Here is a 13,937-nt window from a genome sequence, read left to right as displayed (position 1 = left end):
AATGAGCAAGAAAAAAGTCGTGATCGGTATGTCGGGAGGAGTCGACTCCTCGGTCGCGGCGTGGATGTTGAAGGAACAGGGCTATGAAGTCATCGGCCTGTTCATGAAAAACTGGGAAGACGACGACGACTCCGAATTCTGCTCGTCGCGCCAGGACTGGATCGACGCGGCCAGCGTGGCCGACGTGGTCGGCGTCGACATCGAAGCCGTCAACTTCGCCGCCGAATACAAGGACCGCGTGTTCGCCGAGTTCCTGCGCGAGTACCAGGCCGGCCGCACGCCGAACCCGGACGTGCTGTGTAACGCCGAAATCAAGTTCAAGGCTTTCCTCGACCACGCGATGCACCTGGGCGCTGACCTGATCGCGACCGGGCATTACGCGCGCGTGCGCGAGAACGCCGGCAAATTCGAACTGCTGAAGGCCGTCGACGCGACCAAGGACCAGAGCTACTTCCTGCACCGCCTGAACCAGGCGCAGTTGTCGAAGACCCTGTTCCCGCTCGGTGAAATCCCGAAGACCGAAGTGCGCAAGATCGCGGAACGGCTGGCGCTGCCCAATGCGGCGAAGAAGGACTCGACCGGCATCTGCTTTATCGGCGAGCGCCCTTTCCGCGACTTCCTCAATCGCTACCTGTCGTACAAGCCGGGGCCGATGAAGACCGACGACGGCACCGTGGTGGGCGAGCATGTCGGGCTGTCGTTCTACACGCTGGGCCAGCGCAAGGGCATCGGCGTGGGCGGCATGAAGAAGTACAAGAACGACGACGGCACCAGCGAGCCGTGGTTCGTCGCGCGCAAGGACGTCGAGACCAACACCTTGTGGATCGTGCAGGGGCATGACCACCCGTGGCTGCTGTCGGCGTCGCTGGAAGCCGGCCAGGCCAGCTGGATCGCGGGCGAGCCTCCGATGGCGCGCGCGCTGTCGGCCAAGACGCGCTATCGACAGGCGGACGTGGCGTGCCACGTAACGCCGCAGGGCATGGACCGGTTCACGCTCGACTTCACCGACCCGCAATGGGCCGTGACGCCGGGCCAGTCGGCCGTGCTGTATGACGGTGATGTTTGCCTTGGTGGCGGGATTATCGACAGCTCGCGCATCTGACGCTTGGGGCGGATGGCGTCCCAACGTATGCATGTTTACACGATGTAAATATGCCAATATACTCGGCGGGCGCCTGACTGGGGCGACCATCAAGGATATTGCCAATGAATGCAGTTCCCACCCATCGTACCCGTGTCGTACTCACCGCTGCCGCACTGATTTTCGAGCTCGCCCACCTCGCGTGGGAACACGTCAACGGAGGGGTCGTGGCGCATCACCTGCTTAACCGCGCCGACATGCCGGCAATCTCGAACTGGTGGGGTGTGCTCGTCATTCCCGCACTCACATGGTTCCTGACCGGGCGGATTGGCCGCCGGGTGTCAAAACGCGGCCCCGTACTGGCGGGCTTCCTCAGCGCGCTCGCCTATGGCGCAATGCTCGCCCTGGCCTTCACACTGCAACACGCGGCGCTGACTTACATATTCCTGGCACTGTTTGCGATCTCGGTCATTGTGCCGACCTATCGCGCCGAGTATGTGCTGGGCTTCGTGCTCGGGATGACGTTCACCTTTGGCGCGGTGCTGCCGACGATCATCGCGCTGGTGATCGCGTCATTTTCGCGCCTTGTTCACTTGCTGGCCGGTTTTGTGTGGCGGCTCGTCCGCTCGCCCATCAAGCACTACTGACCGTAGGGCGGGTAAGCGCTCGCGCGCATCCGCCTAAGCCTCGTTGACGCAAGCACGGCGGATGCGCGCAAGCGCTTATCCGCCCTACGCCCGGTTCGCTGGACTGTTCTTTTTGACGACAGCGATCACGGTATTCCTGATCGTCTTCAGCACGGCGTCGGCCTTGAATGGCTTGACGATAAAACCGTGAACTCCGCGCGCCAGGGCCGACTGCACGGTTGGCGCATCGAGCGCTCCCGACACCAGGAAGATCAGCGTCTTGGGCATCGTCTCCCTGATCTGCTCGACGATGTTGTTCCCGTCCTCCATCTGCTCGAGCGCGATGCAAAAAATATGCGGGTGGTGCTTCTGCAGCAGCGCGTAGCCCTGCGCGCTGGTGTGCGTGTGCCCGACAACGTCGTAGCTGCCGTCGGTGAGCACGGTATTGAGCAAGCCGCGTGAAATGGCGTTTGAATCCACCAGAACTGCCTTCAACATCTGTTCTTGTCCTTGTTTTTAGAATGTTTGGTATGCCAGCATCTTCCAGCTTACACCCAGCCGCACGTCGGTCTTGAGCTGCACCAGCTGGCGCGACAGGTACAGGATTTCGCGCTCGGCGCGCAGCCGCTCGCCGATTGGCGTCTTGAGTATTCCCGCCCCGGCCATCACCGCATCGAGATTGCCGTAGGCGTTGAGCAGCTTGGCCGCCGTTTTCATGCCAACCTTCGACACGCCGGGCACGCCGTCGGTCACATCGCCCATCAGCGCCAGCAGGTCTACCAGCAGTTCTGGCGCGACGCCGAATTTGTTGCGCACCCATGCGTCGTCGTGCCATTCGCCCTTGAAGTGATCCCACACCAGCGCGCCTTTCGCGATCAGGCCGTGCAGGTCCTTGTCGGTGGTGGCGATGATCGCATCGCCGCGCCCTTCTTCGAGCCAGCGCCGCACGCCAGTGCCGATCACGTCGTCAGCCTCGACCTCGGGCAGCATCAGCACGTGCAGTCCCGCCTGCGCGAGCTTGTCGTGGAAGCTTGGAAGCGCTTCGCGCAGGCATGAGGGCATCGGCGCGCGGTTCTCACGGTAGCGGGGGTACAGCGCATGGCGCCAGGTGCTGCCCCCAAAATCGAATGCCGCCAGCACGTGCGTCGGCTCGTGCGCATGGAGCAGGTTGCGGAACGACGACAGCGCATGGCGCAGCGCGATGTCAGCTTTTTCGCGCGAGTCCGGCTCGGGACTGGCTTCGTACACGCGCCGGACGATATTCAGCCCGTCGATCGCTAACAGCTTGCCCATCGCGCTTATTTCGCTATCGTGAACGGGCCGCCGCGTTCGAGCGCCCGCTGGTATGCAGGCCGCGCATGGATGCGCTCCAGGTAGGCGTTCAGCTTGGGGTACTTCGCATCCAGCCCGCCGCGCGAGGCCGCCGCTTCGATGACGAAGCTGAGCTGGATGTCGGCGGCGGTAAATTCTTCGCCTGCAAACCAGGTGCTCTTGCCAAGCTCGGATTCAAGGAAAGCCAGGTTTTGCTGGATCTGCGGCAGGATGAAGCTGCGCTTTACTTTTTGCGCAATCGAGCGCGCAACCGGCTTTACAAAAAATGGCATTGGCGCGGTTTCAATGCGGTCGAACACGAGCTTCATCAGCAGCGGCGGCATTGCCGAGCCTTCAGCGTAATGCAGGAAGTAGGTGTAGCGACGCTTGTCGGCCGTACCGGCAGGCGGCACCAGCTGCGTGCCGCCCTGGCGCTCCACCATGTACTCAATGATGGCGCCCGATTCGGCGACCACGATGTCGCCATCGCTTACCACGGGCGACTTGCCGAGCGGGTGGATGGCGCGCAGTTCAGGCGGCGCCAGCATGGTCTTGGGGTCGCGCTGGTACTTCTTGATCTCGTAGGTGAGACCAAGTTCTTCCAGCAGCCACAGGATGCGCTGCGAGCGCGAGTTGTTCAGGTGGTGGACGATGATCATGCTGTGCTGCCCCATGTTCGCAAATACGTGCATTGTAACGGCAGTAAGACCAAGATTGCGCGACATTCGATGCTTCGGTAGTATGCCTGCATCTAATCAGTGGAGTTATCGATGTCGCGCCGAATCGCCCTGCAGTTATCCGCCCTTTCCATGCTTGTCACGGCGCTGCATGGCCCGTCATCCGCCCAGACCCCGGCGATGGCTCCCGACATTTCCGCCGCGCGCTTCGACGTGCCTGTTCCAGGCGCCGATTATGTGAAGAAGGTAGTGATGGTCCCGATGCGCGACGGCGTCAAACTGTACACGGTGATCGTGGTCCCCCGGAACGCGAAGGGCGCGCCGATGATGCTGACCCGCACGCCCTACAACGCGGCCAAGCGGGCTGAGCGAAACATCAGCCCGAATATGCTGTCGATGCTTCCCGAAGGCGATGACAACTTCATCGCGGGCGGTTACATCCGCGTGTTCCAGGACGTGCGCGGCAAGCACGGGTCGGAAGGCGACTATGTGATGAACCGTCCGCTGCGCGGCGCGCTGAACAAGACCGACGTGGACCACGCAACCGATGCGTGGGATACGATCGACTGGCTGGTAAAGAACGTGCCGGAATCGAACGGCAAGGTCGGCATGGTCGGTTCGTCGTACGAAGGCTTCACGGTGCTGATGGCGATCGCCGATCCGCACCCTGCCCTGAAGGCGGCGGTGCCAATGAGCGCGATGGTTGACGGCTGGCGCGGCGACGACTGGTTCCACAATGGCGCTTTCCGCCTGCCGATGCTGAATTACTTCGCCAACCAGACGAGCGCGCGCGGCAACGGCCCGTCGCTGGCGACCGGCGTGTACGACGACTACGAGTTCGCGCTGCGCGCCGGCTCCACATCCGATTACGCCAGGCGCTTTGGCATCGACCAGCTGACATTCACGAAAAAGATCTTCGAACATCCGGCGTATGACAGCTTCTGGCAGGAGCAGGCTGTAGACCGCATCCTTGCCGCGCGCCCGCTCAAGGTGCCGACCATGCACGTGGTGGGACGCTGGGACCAGGAGGACATCTACGGTCCTTACGCCGCCTATGCCGCCACTGAGCGCATGGACAAGAACAACGACATGAACCACCTGGTGGTGGGGCCGTGGCGCCACAGCGGCGTCAATTACCAGGGCTCGACCCTGGGGCCGCTGAAGTTCAACGGCGACACCGCGGCGCAGTTCCGCCGCGACGTGATGCAGCCTTTCTTCGACCAGCACCTGCGCGACGGGGCGCCGAAGGCCGCCACGGCCCCGGTGCTGTCCTACCGCACCGGCTCCGACCACTGGCAAAAGCTGGACAAGTGGCCGCTGTCGGAGAAGATGCAGCCAATGTACCTGAAGGCTGGCTTGGCGCTGGGCCACGGCAAGCCGGCTGGCGGCGCGCAGTTCGACGAATACGTGTCCGACCCGGCCAAGCCGGTGCCGTTCGTGCCGCGCCCGGTGCGCATGCATGACGCCGCGGTGTGGAAGCCGTGGCTGGTCAGCGACCAGCGCTCATTCTCGGATCGTCCGGACGTGCTGACCTACGTGTCGGAGCCTTTGACCGCGCCATTGAAGATCGCAGGCGCCCCGATGGTCAACCTGTTCGCGTCGACCACCGGCAGCGACGCCGACTGGGTGGTGAAGCTGATCGACGTGTACCCGGACGAGGTATCGGCGCAGCCCGAGATGGGCGGCTACCAGCTGGGCATCTCGATGGACATCTTCCGTGGCCGCTACCGCCAGGGCTTCGACAAGCCGCTGGCGATCACGCCGAACAAGGTCGAGCGCTACCGCTTCGAGCTGCCGAATGCGGACCACGTTTTCCTGCCGGGCCACCGCGTGATGGTGCAGATCCAGTCGAGCTGGTTCCCGCTGTACGAGCGCAATCCGCAGACCTTCGTGCCGAACATTTTCTTCGCCCAGCCGGGCGACTACCGCAAGGCCACCCAGCGCATCTACCATGCGCCAGGGATGGAAAGCGCCGTCGAGCTGCCGGTCTACTGAGCCCATACGTTCCGATGCGGTTGGTTCGCCAGCGAACGGAGCCCCCCATCCGGGGCAATTATGCTGTCAGCCATGGGCGCGATCCGCATCGGAATTTCTGGCTGGCGATATGAGCCGTGGCGCGGGGTCTTCTATCCGGAAGATCTCGTGCAGCACCGCGAGCTTGAATTTGCATCGCGCGCGCTGCCCACCATCGAGATCAACGGTTCCTTCTATTCGCTGCAGCGCCCCGATAGCTACGCAGCCTGGTACGCGGCGACGCCGCCCGGCTTTATGTTCAGCGTCAAGGGCAACCGCTTCATTACCCATATCCTGCGCCTGAAGGACATCGATGGTCCGGTTGCCAACGTGCTGGCGTCGGGCGTGTTCAACCTGCGCGAAAAGCTCGGGCCCTTCCTCTGGCAGTTCCCGCCGAATTTCAAATTCGATCCCGAACGGATGGAGCACTTCCTCAGCATCCTGCCGCATGACAGCGAGGCCGGGCTGGAAATGGCGCGCCATTACGAGCCGCGCATGGAAGGCAAGGTGGCCCTCGACGTCGACAAGAAACGCAAGCTGCGCCATGCGGTCGAGATCCGGCATGAGAGCTTCATGGACGATGCCTTCATCGCGCTGCTGCGCAAGTACAAGGTGGCAGTGGTGGTTGCCGACACCGCCGGCAAGTGGCCCTACATTGAAGACGTGACGGCCGACTTCATGTACCTGCGCCTGCACGGCGACAAGGAACTGTATGCCAGTGGATACACGGATCAAGCACTGGACCGGTGGGCGGCGCGGATACAGGCGTGGTCTGGCGGTTCGCAGCCGGGCGACGCCCACCTGGTGTCGTCGAAAGCGCCGCCGGCACGCAAGAGCCGCGACATCTTCTGCTACTTTGACAATGACATCAAGGTGCGCGCACCCTTCGACGCGCGCCGGTTGATCGAGAAGCTGGGTTTAGCATAAAGGTCGTCCCCGCGCAGGCGGGGACCCATGATGCTTACGCCGGGCTTGGGTTCCCGCCTTCGCGGGAACGACGGTCAGGGTTTGTGGATCTTGATGACGCGCTTCGGGTCTTCAGGTGCGGGCGCGGGATCGGCGCAGGCCTTGCAGGTGTCGCAACCGCTGCCGCAACCGGGGTCCGGGTTGAGCAGGCGGCCCAGCGCCGATTCGCTGCCGCCCACGCGGTACGATAGCTTCTTGCGCCACGCCGCCGGCATGTACTTGCGTGCCGTGTAAAACGCGGCGGCCGCAACGATCAGGCCAACGATGGCGTATTCAAGCACCTCAGCCTCCCAGCGCCAGCGCCGTGCGGTAAGTGATGAAGGAGGCCGCGTAGGCCAGCGCGAACATGTAGCCGGCCATGATCAGCGGCCAGCGCATGCTGTTGGTCTCGCGCTTGACGACCGACAGCGTCGACAGGCACTGCGGCGCAAACACGTACCACGCCAGCAGCGACAGCGCGGTGGCCAGGCTCCACGACTGCGCGATCAGCGGGGTCAGCGTGGTGGCCAGCTCGTCGCCGGTCTGCGACAGCGCATACACGGTGCCCAGCGCGCCGACGGCCACTTCGCGCGCCGCCATGCCCGGCACCAGCGCGATGCAGATCTGCCAGCCGAAGCCGATCGGCTCGAACACCACTGCCAGCGCGCGGCCGAGCATGCCCGCCACGCTGTAATAGATAGGCGGCTGGGTGGCGCCTTCCGGCGCGCCCGGGAAGGTCGACAGGAACCAGATCAGGATCATCAGGGTGAGGATCAGGGTACCGACGCGGGTCAGGAAAGTTTTGGCGCGCTCCCACAATCCGATCGCCAGGTTTTGCAGGTGCGGCCAGTGGTAGCTTGGCAGTTCCAGCATCAGCGGGTTGTGGCGGCTGCCGCCCATGATGCGCTTGAAGATCCAGGCCACGGCCATCGCGCCGACGATGCCGGCGAAGTACAGCGCGAACAGCACCAGCCCTTGCAGGTTCATGAAGCCGCCCACCTCGCGGTCGGGGATGAATGCTGCGATCACCAGCGCGTACACCGGCAGGCGCGCCGAGCATGTCATCAGCGGCGCGATCATGATGGTGACCAGGCGGTCGCGCGGGTTCTGGATCGTGCGGGCGGCCATGATGCCGGGAATGGCGCAGGCAAAGCTGGACAGCAGCGGAATGAAGGCGCGGCCCGACAGGCCTACCCCGCCCATCATGCGGTCGAGCAGGAAGGCGGCGCGCGGCAGGTAGCCGCAGTCCTCCAGCACCAGGATGAAGAAGAACAAAATCAGGATCTGCGGCAGGAACACCAGCACGCTGCCGACGCCCCCGAGGATACCCTCGACCAGCAGGCTGCGCAGCGGGCCTTCGGACATATTGGCCGACACCATCTGGCCGATCGCGTCGACACCGGCGGTGATCATTTCCATCGGCACGGCGGCCCAGCTGAACACGGCCTGGAAAACCAGGAACATGATCGCGGCCAGCAGCACCGGGCCAATGAACGGGTGCAGCACCACGTTGTCGATCTGCTCGGTGAGGTTGCCGGTGTCGTTGGCATAGCTGGTGGACGCGTCGAGGATGCGGCGCACTTCGCGCTGGGTCTCCTCGACCGATACTTCATCGATGGCCGACAGGGGACGCGGCGCCGCGTGCGCTTGCTGCGGCATGCGGTCGAGCGCCTGCAGCAGCGCCTGTTCGCCGCCGGAGTGCACGGCGACCGTTTCGACGACCGGGAAGCCGAGTTCTTTTTCCAGCCTGGCCGTGTCGATCACGATGCCGCGCTTTTTGGCCATGTCGACCATGTTCAGCGCCAGCACCATCGGCATGCCGAGGCGCTGGATCTCGAGGACCAGGCGCAGGTTCAGGCGCAGGTTGGTGGCGTTGACGACGCAGACGATGGCGTCGGGCGCCTGTTCGCCGGCGCGCAGGCCGGCCACGACGTCGCGCGTGATCGCTTCGTCAGGGGTGGTGGCGGACAGGCTGTAGGCGCCCGGCAGGTCAAGCACGCGGAAGGCGCGCCCGGCTGGCGATGTAAAGCTGCCTTCCTTGCGTTCGATGGTCACGCCTGCGTAGTTGGCGACCTTCTGGCGCGCGCCGGTCAGGCGGTTGAACAGCGCGGTCTTGCCGCAATTCGGATTGCCCAGCAGGGCGATCAGCGGGGTGCGGGCGGCTGCCTGCACCGGTGAATCAACTGCTCCCATCGCTTACTCCGGCTGGATCGAGACCAGCGCGGCTTCATAGCGGCGCAGTGCAAACGTGGACTGGCCTACCTTGACGGCAACCGGATCGCCGCCCGGCAGGCGCTTGAGCATGCGGATGCGCTCACCCGGCACGAACCCCAGTTCCATCAGGCGGCGCGACACGTCCACACCGTTGTCGCCGTCATGGCGTTCGCTCGGCGCGAGATGGATTACGGTGGCGCTCTTGCCCGCCGCAAGGGCGTCGAGTGTGGTCAGGGTAGGTGCAAGTGTCATGTGTCGCTTCTTTCAGGTTTGGGGCGACCGGCTGGGTATGGCGGCCTTGTCGCACCTTTGCATCATAAACCTAAATGCGAATTATTACTATTTGAGTAGCTAAGCTAGATCAAAAAAATCGTCATCGCCGACGAATTTCCCAACAAAATCGCTTGCACCACTTGTGAAACTGGTCCAAAATACGAACCGTAATGCGAATGATTCGCATTAGAGAAAACGACAATATTGTCGGCTTCTTCATACTGGACAGGGTAATGCCATGATCGTCTGCGTCTGCAACAACATCTCCGACCGCGAAATCCGCCAGGCGGTCGACCTTGGCCTGTCGTCCATGGCCGAGCTGCGCGAAACCCTCGGCGTAGCAACCTGCTGCGGCAAGTGCGAAAGCTATGCCGAAGAAGTCCTGAGCGCGCACGTCGAGAGCACCACCCGCATCACCGAATTGTCGTTCCGCACCACCCAGGCGGCGTGACAGTGCCATGAGCGCGATGGCCTGGTCCAACGGCACCGATTTCAGCGGTGCAGCGCCGCTCATCGGGCGGCTGCGCGCCAGGTTCGGCCCGATTTCCGCCGTCGTCGCCCTTCACGCACTGCTGTTTTACCTGATCTCGAGCGGCCTGCTGGCCCGTGTTGCCGAAGTCGCCCTGCCCCAGGTGGTCGAGGTAAGCTTCGTCGCAACGGAGCCCGAACCGCCCGCCCCGGCTCCTCCCGCAGCCCCTAAAACCGTCACCCTGGCGCAATTGCCGCCACCTGTCGTGGTGCCCGTCCCGGTCATCGAAGTGGCGCGCGCGCCTGACGCCATTACCCTGCCGCCTCCTCCCGCTGCGCCCGCGCCGGCAACTGCCGAGCCGCTGCGCGTGGCAGAGGCAAGCGCAGCGGCGCCTGCGCCGCAAGCGGGCCCGAAAACCATTTCCAGCGGCGTGGAGTACATCCAGCCGCCGCAGCCGGTCTACCCGTCGCAGTCGCGCCGCATGGGCGAACAGGGCAAGGTGGTGCTGCGCGTGCTGGTCAATGAGAAGGGCCGGCCCGACCAGGTGCTGGTGCAGCATTCGTCGGGTTCCTCCCGCCTCGACGAAGCCGGGCGCCAGGCTGCCCTGCGCGCGCTGTTCAAACCCCATGTCGAAGATGGCCGCCCGGTGGCCGTTTTTGTGATCGTTCCGCTCAACTTCCAGCTCGGCTGAGCACGCGCCTTTTGCGGCAGGCGTGTCGGTTTGCTATGATGGTGGAATACCCACCATTTTCGAAAGCATCCCATGAAGGGCGATCCAAACATCATCCGTCTGCTGAACGCGCAGCTCACCAATGAGCTGACCGCCGTCAACCAGTACTTCCTGCACGCGCGCATGTACCGCCACTGGGGCTTTGAAAAGCTCGGCAAGAAGGAGTACGACGAATCGATCGGCGAGATGAAGCATGCGGACAAGCTGATCGACCGCATCCTGATGCTCGACGGCCTGCCAAACCTGCAGGCGCTGCACAAGCTGCTGATCGGCGAGTCGACCCAGGAGATGCTCGAAGCCGACCTGCAGCTTGAAAAAGCCGCCCAGGTCACGGTCAAGGAAGGCATCGCGGAAAGCGAGAAGGCGGCGGACTACGTGTCGCGCGACCTGTTCCTGCAGATCCTCGAGGACACCGAAGAGCACATCGAATGGCTCGAAACGCAGCTGGACCTGATCGTCAAGATCGGCATCCAGAACTACCTGCAGAGCCAGATGGGCGAATGACCTGGCGGCTACGTCAGGCGGCGCGCCAGCGCGCCACCCACCTGTCGTAGAATCCCATGTCGCGCGGTACCGCTCCGGGTATCGCGCACACCGCGCCGGCAAACTCGTTGGCGCGCGTGAGGGTTTGCGCCAGCGGCCAGCCAAGCGCGCGGCCCAGCAAAAAAATCGCCGAGAACGCATCGCCCGCACCGACCGTGTCGATCACGTAAGGCGGCGCCGGCGTGTCGCGGTTGGCGATCATCGTACCGTCCGCGCCAAAGTACACCGAGCCGCGATGGCCCAGGGTGACCACCAAGGCCTCCAGCCTGAACTTCTTTACCAGCGCGGCGCAGGCCGCGTGCACGTCCTCAAACCCCATCGCGTCGGCGGGACCGTCGATACCGAGGAACTGGCGCAACAGCGTTTGCAGCTCGTCTTCATTGACTTTGACGATGTCGGCGGCCGACAGCGAACGCTCCAGGCAATCGTTGTCGCACTGGCCTGGGCGCAGGTTCAGGTCGAGGAAGCGGGTGGCGGTGGCGGCGCCCAGCAGCGCGAACAGCGCCTCGCGTGAACGATCGCCGCGCTGGGCCAGGGTGCCGAAGTAAAACGCCGTTGGTTTCACTTCGCGCACCGCGGCGAGTGCGGCGTCGGCGGCGATGAAGTCATACGCCTGCTTGGGCAGGATAATGAAACGATGGCCGTCGCCGCTGCGCTCGACAAGCACGCGGCCGGTTTCTTCCATCGGATCGACCTGCAGGCCGCGCGCGGACATCGCGAAGCGTTCGAACTCCGCGCGCACCAGGTTGCCGTTGCGGTCCGCCCCCACGCGCGTGACCATCAGCTGCGGCGCCATGAAGGCGGCGAGGTGGCGCGCCACGTTGAACGGCGCGCCGCCCACCACCTGGTCGCCGCCGAAGTCGTCGACCAGCGCCTCGCCAAACACCACCGTCGTCATCAGGCCGGCCCGCGCTTACTGTTGCGGTACCGTGTCGCGGAACGACTGGCGCTCGGACAGCTTGTCGTACAGGCGCGCCAGGTTCGGATAGTCGCCGCGCCAGTCGATGTCGGGGAAGCGGAAAGCCAGCCAGCCCAGCGCGCAGCCGACGGCCACGTCAGCCAGCGTGTAGTGGGTGCCCATGCAGAACGGCGACTCGCCCAGGTCTTGCGACATCACGGCCAGGCCGGCGCCGACCTTGGCCATCTGGCGGTCGATCCAGGCCTGGCTCTGCTGCTCGGGCGGGCGCAGGGTTTTTTCGAGGCGCACCAGCACGGCCGCATCGAGCACGCCGTCGGCCAGCGCCTCCCACACCTTGACGTTGGCGCGGTCGCGGCCATTGGGCGGCAGCAGCTTGCACACCGGGGTCAGGGTGTCGAGGTATTCGGCGATCACGCGCGAGTCGTACATCGGGCTGCCGTCTTCCATCATCAGGCACGGCACTTTGCCCAGCGGGTTGGACGCGTTGATTTTGGTATCCGGGGCCCAGACGTTTTCAAGCTCGTAGTCGTAGTCGAGCTTTTTCTCGGCGAGGACCACGCGCACCTTGCGGACGTAAGGGCTGGCAAGCGAACCGATCAGTTTCATAGGCTTATAAAGTAGATTAATTATCAACAGTATAGCACCGTGGCTTATACCGGCTGGCGGCGCGCGAGTGGTAAAATCCATCCTCTGTCGTATCGCACCTCATTTTCAATCAACGCCCTCTCCCATGACCTCTACCGCACCTTACTCCACGCTGTCGGCCCTGTCGCCGCTGGACGGCCGCTACGCCGCCAAGACCGATACCCTCCGCCCGATCCTGTCCGAAGCGGGCTTCATGCATCATCGCGTCAAGGTTGAAATCGCGTGGCTGCAGGCGCTGTCGCAGGCGGGCTTCGACGAGATCAAGCCGTTTTCGGGCAGCGCCATCGCGCACCTCGACAAGATGGCCGCCGACTTCAGCGAAGCCGACGCGGCCCGCATCAAGGAAATCGAAGCGGTCACCAACCACGACGTCAAGGCGGTCGAGTACTGGCTGAAGGAACAGGTCAAGGATGTGCCGGAACTGGTGGCGGCGACGGAGTTCATCCACTTCGCCTGCACCTCGGAAGACATCAACAACACCTCGCACGGCATGATGCTCAAGGCCGCGCGCGACACCGTGATGCTGCCGACCCTGAACAAGCTGGTCGCCAAGCTGACCCAGATCGCGCACGACAACGCCGACGTGCCGATGCTGTCGCGCACCCACGGCCAGACTGCCAGCCCGACCACCCTCGGCAAGGAGATCGCCAACGTGGTCGCGCGCCTGCAGCGCGCCGCCAAGCGCATCGCCGATGTCGAAGTGCTGGCCAAGATGAACGGCGCGGTGGGCAACTACAACGCGCACCTGTCGGCGTATCCGGGCTTCGACTGGGCGGCGTTCTCGAAGGACGTGATCGAGCAGCGCCTCGGGCTGACCTTCAACCCGTACACCATCCAGATCGAGCCGCATGACTACATGGCCGAACTGTTCGACGCGATCGCGCGCACCAACACCATTTTGCTGGACCTGAACCGGGACATCTGGACCTACATCTCGCTGGGCTACTTCAAGCAGGTGACCAAGGCTGGCGAGATCGGCTCGTCGACCATGCCGCACAAGGTCAACCCGATCGACTTCGAAAACTCGGAAGGCAACCTGGGCCTGGCCAACGCGGTGCTGCGCCACATGGCCGAGAAGCTGCCGGTCTCGCGCATGCAGCGCGACCTGACCGACTCGACAGTGCTGCGCAATATCGGCGTGGGCTTCGGCTACACGCTGCTGGCGTATGACAGCTGCCTGCGCGGCCTGAACAAGCTGGAAGTGAACCGCGCGCGCCTCGAACAGGACCTGGACGCGAACTGGGAAGTGCTGGCCGAGCCGGTACAGACGGTGATGCGCCGTTATGGCATCGAGAACCCGTACGAGCAGCTGAAGGAGCTCACGCGCGGCAAGGGCATTTCGAAAGATGCGCTGCGCGAGTTCATCCTGACGCTGGCAATGCCGCAGGAAGCCAAGGACCTGCTGCTGGCCATGACGCCGGCGAATTACACCGGTATCGCGGCCAAGCTGGCACGCGAGATCTAAGGGGTTAAAAAAGCGGCGGATGCGAG

General features: G+C 63.8%; 16 protein-coding genes. 8 read left to right on the top strand and 8 right to left on the bottom strand.

Annotation, left to right across the window (positions count from 1 at the left end; translation table 11 throughout):
- The first annotated feature begins 1 nt into the window (after position 1).
- Both mnmA and LMJ30_RS19175 read left to right on the top strand, forming a co-directional pair.
- Positions 2-1,102, top strand: coding sequence for a tRNA 2-thiouridine(34) synthase MnmA (gene mnmA, locus LMJ30_RS19180; RefSeq protein WP_229434166.1), 1,101 nt, complete (start codon positions 2-4; stop codon positions 1,100-1,102).
- Positions 1,103-1,206: 104 nt separating this feature from the next.
- Entirely contained in the window at positions 1,207-1,728 is a 522-nt protein-coding gene (locus LMJ30_RS19175) for a hypothetical protein (RefSeq protein ID WP_229434164.1), read from the top strand.
- 84 nt (positions 1,729-1,812) lie between these two features.
- Here the strand turns inward: LMJ30_RS19175 and LMJ30_RS19170 are convergent, their stop codons facing one another.
- From LMJ30_RS19170 to LMJ30_RS19160, 3 genes are read right to left on the bottom strand one after another with little or no spacing between them, the layout of a single operon-like run.
- Positions 1,813-2,205, bottom strand: a complete 393-nt coding sequence (locus LMJ30_RS19170; protein WP_229434162.1) for a response regulator — start codon at positions 2,203-2,205, stop codon at positions 1,813-1,815.
- Positions 2,206-2,223: 18 nt separating this feature from the next.
- Positions 2,224-3,000 (bottom strand): 5'-3' exonuclease, encoded by a 777-nt coding sequence (locus tag LMJ30_RS19165; protein ID WP_229434160.1) that lies wholly within the window; start codon positions 2,998-3,000, stop codon positions 2,224-2,226.
- A 5-nt stretch (positions 3,001-3,005) separates the two neighbouring features.
- Positions 3,006-3,677 carry a glutathione S-transferase gene (locus tag LMJ30_RS19160; RefSeq protein ID WP_229434505.1) on the bottom strand — a complete coding sequence of 224 codons (672 nt, stop codon included), beginning with the start codon at positions 3,675-3,677 and terminating at the stop codon, positions 3,006-3,008.
- 111 nt (positions 3,678-3,788) lie between these two features.
- Between LMJ30_RS19160 and LMJ30_RS19155 the strand changes: the two genes are divergently transcribed.
- Both LMJ30_RS19155 and LMJ30_RS19150 read left to right on the top strand, forming a co-directional pair.
- Positions 3,789-5,690, top strand: coding sequence for a CocE/NonD family hydrolase (locus tag LMJ30_RS19155; protein ID WP_229434158.1), 1,902 nt, complete (start codon positions 3,789-3,791; stop codon positions 5,688-5,690).
- 72 nt (positions 5,691-5,762) lie between these two features.
- Positions 5,763-6,635, top strand: coding sequence for a DUF72 domain-containing protein (locus LMJ30_RS19150; RefSeq protein WP_229434504.1), 873 nt, complete (start codon positions 5,763-5,765; stop codon positions 6,633-6,635).
- A gap of 74 nt (positions 6,636-6,709) precedes the next feature.
- Here LMJ30_RS19150 and LMJ30_RS19145 read toward each other — a convergent pair whose 3' ends face one another.
- Genes LMJ30_RS19145 through LMJ30_RS19135 form a run of 3 tightly spaced genes read right to left on the bottom strand, consistent with a single transcriptional unit; the run spans position 6,710 to position 9,119 of the window.
- On the bottom strand, positions 6,710-6,955 hold the full coding sequence (locus tag LMJ30_RS19145) for a DUF6587 family protein (RefSeq protein ID WP_229434149.1): 246 nt from the start codon (positions 6,953-6,955) through the stop codon (positions 6,710-6,712).
- Between the two features lies 1 nt (position 6,956).
- Positions 6,957-8,846 (bottom strand): ferrous iron transporter B, encoded by a 1,890-nt coding sequence (gene feoB / locus LMJ30_RS19140; RefSeq protein WP_229434147.1) that lies wholly within the window; start codon positions 8,844-8,846, stop codon positions 6,957-6,959.
- Between the two features lie 3 nt (positions 8,847-8,849).
- A complete protein-coding gene (locus tag LMJ30_RS19135; RefSeq protein ID WP_229434145.1) occupies positions 8,850-9,119 on the bottom strand; it encodes a FeoA family protein in 270 nt (89 codons plus the stop codon).
- Positions 9,120-9,378: 259 nt separating this feature from the next.
- Between LMJ30_RS19135 and LMJ30_RS19130 the strand changes: the two genes are divergently transcribed.
- The 3 genes from LMJ30_RS19130 (at position 9,379) to bfr (ending at position 10,843) form a co-directional block, all read left to right on the top strand.
- A complete protein-coding gene (locus LMJ30_RS19130; RefSeq protein ID WP_229434143.1) occupies positions 9,379-9,591 on the top strand; it encodes a (2Fe-2S)-binding protein in 213 nt (70 codons plus the stop codon).
- A gap of 7 nt (positions 9,592-9,598) precedes the next feature.
- Entirely contained in the window at positions 9,599-10,300 is a 702-nt protein-coding gene (locus tag LMJ30_RS19125; protein WP_229434141.1) for an energy transducer TonB, read from the top strand.
- Positions 10,301-10,372: 72 nt separating this feature from the next.
- Positions 10,373-10,843, top strand: coding sequence for a bacterioferritin (gene bfr / locus LMJ30_RS19120; protein ID WP_229434139.1), 471 nt, complete (start codon positions 10,373-10,375; stop codon positions 10,841-10,843).
- A gap of 13 nt (positions 10,844-10,856) precedes the next feature.
- Here the strand turns inward: bfr and LMJ30_RS19115 are convergent, their stop codons facing one another.
- Both LMJ30_RS19115 and LMJ30_RS19110 read right to left on the bottom strand, forming a co-directional pair.
- On the bottom strand, positions 10,857-11,780 hold the full coding sequence (locus LMJ30_RS19115; RefSeq protein ID WP_229434137.1) for a PfkB family carbohydrate kinase: 924 nt from the start codon (positions 11,778-11,780) through the stop codon (positions 10,857-10,859).
- 15 nt (positions 11,781-11,795) lie between these two features.
- The gene (locus LMJ30_RS19110) at positions 11,796-12,407 is read right to left on the bottom strand and encodes a glutathione S-transferase family protein (protein ID WP_229434135.1); all 612 of its coding nucleotides are present in this window, start codon (positions 12,405-12,407) and stop codon (positions 11,796-11,798) included.
- 124 nt (positions 12,408-12,531) lie between these two features.
- Here LMJ30_RS19110 and purB point away from each other — a divergent pair, with 124 nt between their 5' ends.
- A complete protein-coding gene (purB, locus tag LMJ30_RS19105) occupies positions 12,532-13,911 on the top strand; it encodes an adenylosuccinate lyase (protein WP_229434133.1) in 1,380 nt (459 codons plus the stop codon).
- Positions 13,912-13,937 lie beyond the last annotated feature (26 nt).

Source organism: Massilia agrisoli, assembly GCF_020831365.1.
Classification (GTDB): Bacteria; Pseudomonadota; Gammaproteobacteria; order Burkholderiales; family Burkholderiaceae_D; genus Telluria_A; species Telluria_A agrisoli.
The sequence above is the reverse complement of the archived record's forward strand: the minus strand, read 5'-3'. Positions and strand labels throughout refer to the sequence as shown.

Bases quoted from the DNA above. Each gene is read 5' to 3' on its own strand.
- mnmA (WP_229434166.1), top strand. From the start codon at position 2: ATGAGCAAGAAAAAAGTCGTGATCGGTATGTCGGGAGGAGTCGACTCC.
- LMJ30_RS19175 (WP_229434164.1), top strand. From the start codon at position 1,207: ATGAATGCAGTTCCCACCCATCGTACCCGTGTCGTACTCACCGCTGCC.
- LMJ30_RS19170 (WP_229434162.1), bottom strand. From the start codon at position 2,205: ATGTTGAAGGCAGTTCTGGTGGATTCAAACGCCATTTCACGCGGCTTG.
- LMJ30_RS19165 (WP_229434160.1), bottom strand. From the start codon at position 3,000: ATGGGCAAGCTGTTAGCGATCGACGGGCTGAATATCGTCCGGCGCGTG.
- LMJ30_RS19160 (WP_229434505.1), bottom strand. From the start codon at position 3,677: ATGATCATCGTCCACCACCTGAACAACTCGCGCTCGCAGCGCATCCTG.
- LMJ30_RS19155 (WP_229434158.1), top strand. From the start codon at position 3,789: ATGTCGCGCCGAATCGCCCTGCAGTTATCCGCCCTTTCCATGCTTGTC.
- LMJ30_RS19150 (WP_229434504.1), top strand. From the start codon at position 5,763: ATGGGCGCGATCCGCATCGGAATTTCTGGCTGGCGATATGAGCCGTGG.
- feoB (WP_229434147.1), bottom strand. From the start codon at position 8,846: ATGGGAGCAGTTGATTCACCGGTGCAGGCAGCCGCCCGCACCCCGCTG.
- LMJ30_RS19135 (WP_229434145.1), bottom strand. From the start codon at position 9,119: ATGACACTTGCACCTACCCTGACCACACTCGACGCCCTTGCGGCGGGC.
- LMJ30_RS19130 (WP_229434143.1), top strand. From the start codon at position 9,379: ATGATCGTCTGCGTCTGCAACAACATCTCCGACCGCGAAATCCGCCAG.
- LMJ30_RS19125 (WP_229434141.1), top strand. From the start codon at position 9,599: ATGAGCGCGATGGCCTGGTCCAACGGCACCGATTTCAGCGGTGCAGCG.
- bfr (WP_229434139.1), top strand. From the start codon at position 10,373: ATGAAGGGCGATCCAAACATCATCCGTCTGCTGAACGCGCAGCTCACC.
- LMJ30_RS19115 (WP_229434137.1), bottom strand. From the start codon at position 11,780: ATGACGACGGTGGTGTTTGGCGAGGCGCTGGTCGACGACTTCGGCGGC.
- LMJ30_RS19110 (WP_229434135.1), bottom strand. From the start codon at position 12,407: ATGAAACTGATCGGTTCGCTTGCCAGCCCTTACGTCCGCAAGGTGCGC.
- purB (WP_229434133.1), top strand. From the start codon at position 12,532: ATGACCTCTACCGCACCTTACTCCACGCTGTCGGCCCTGTCGCCGCTG.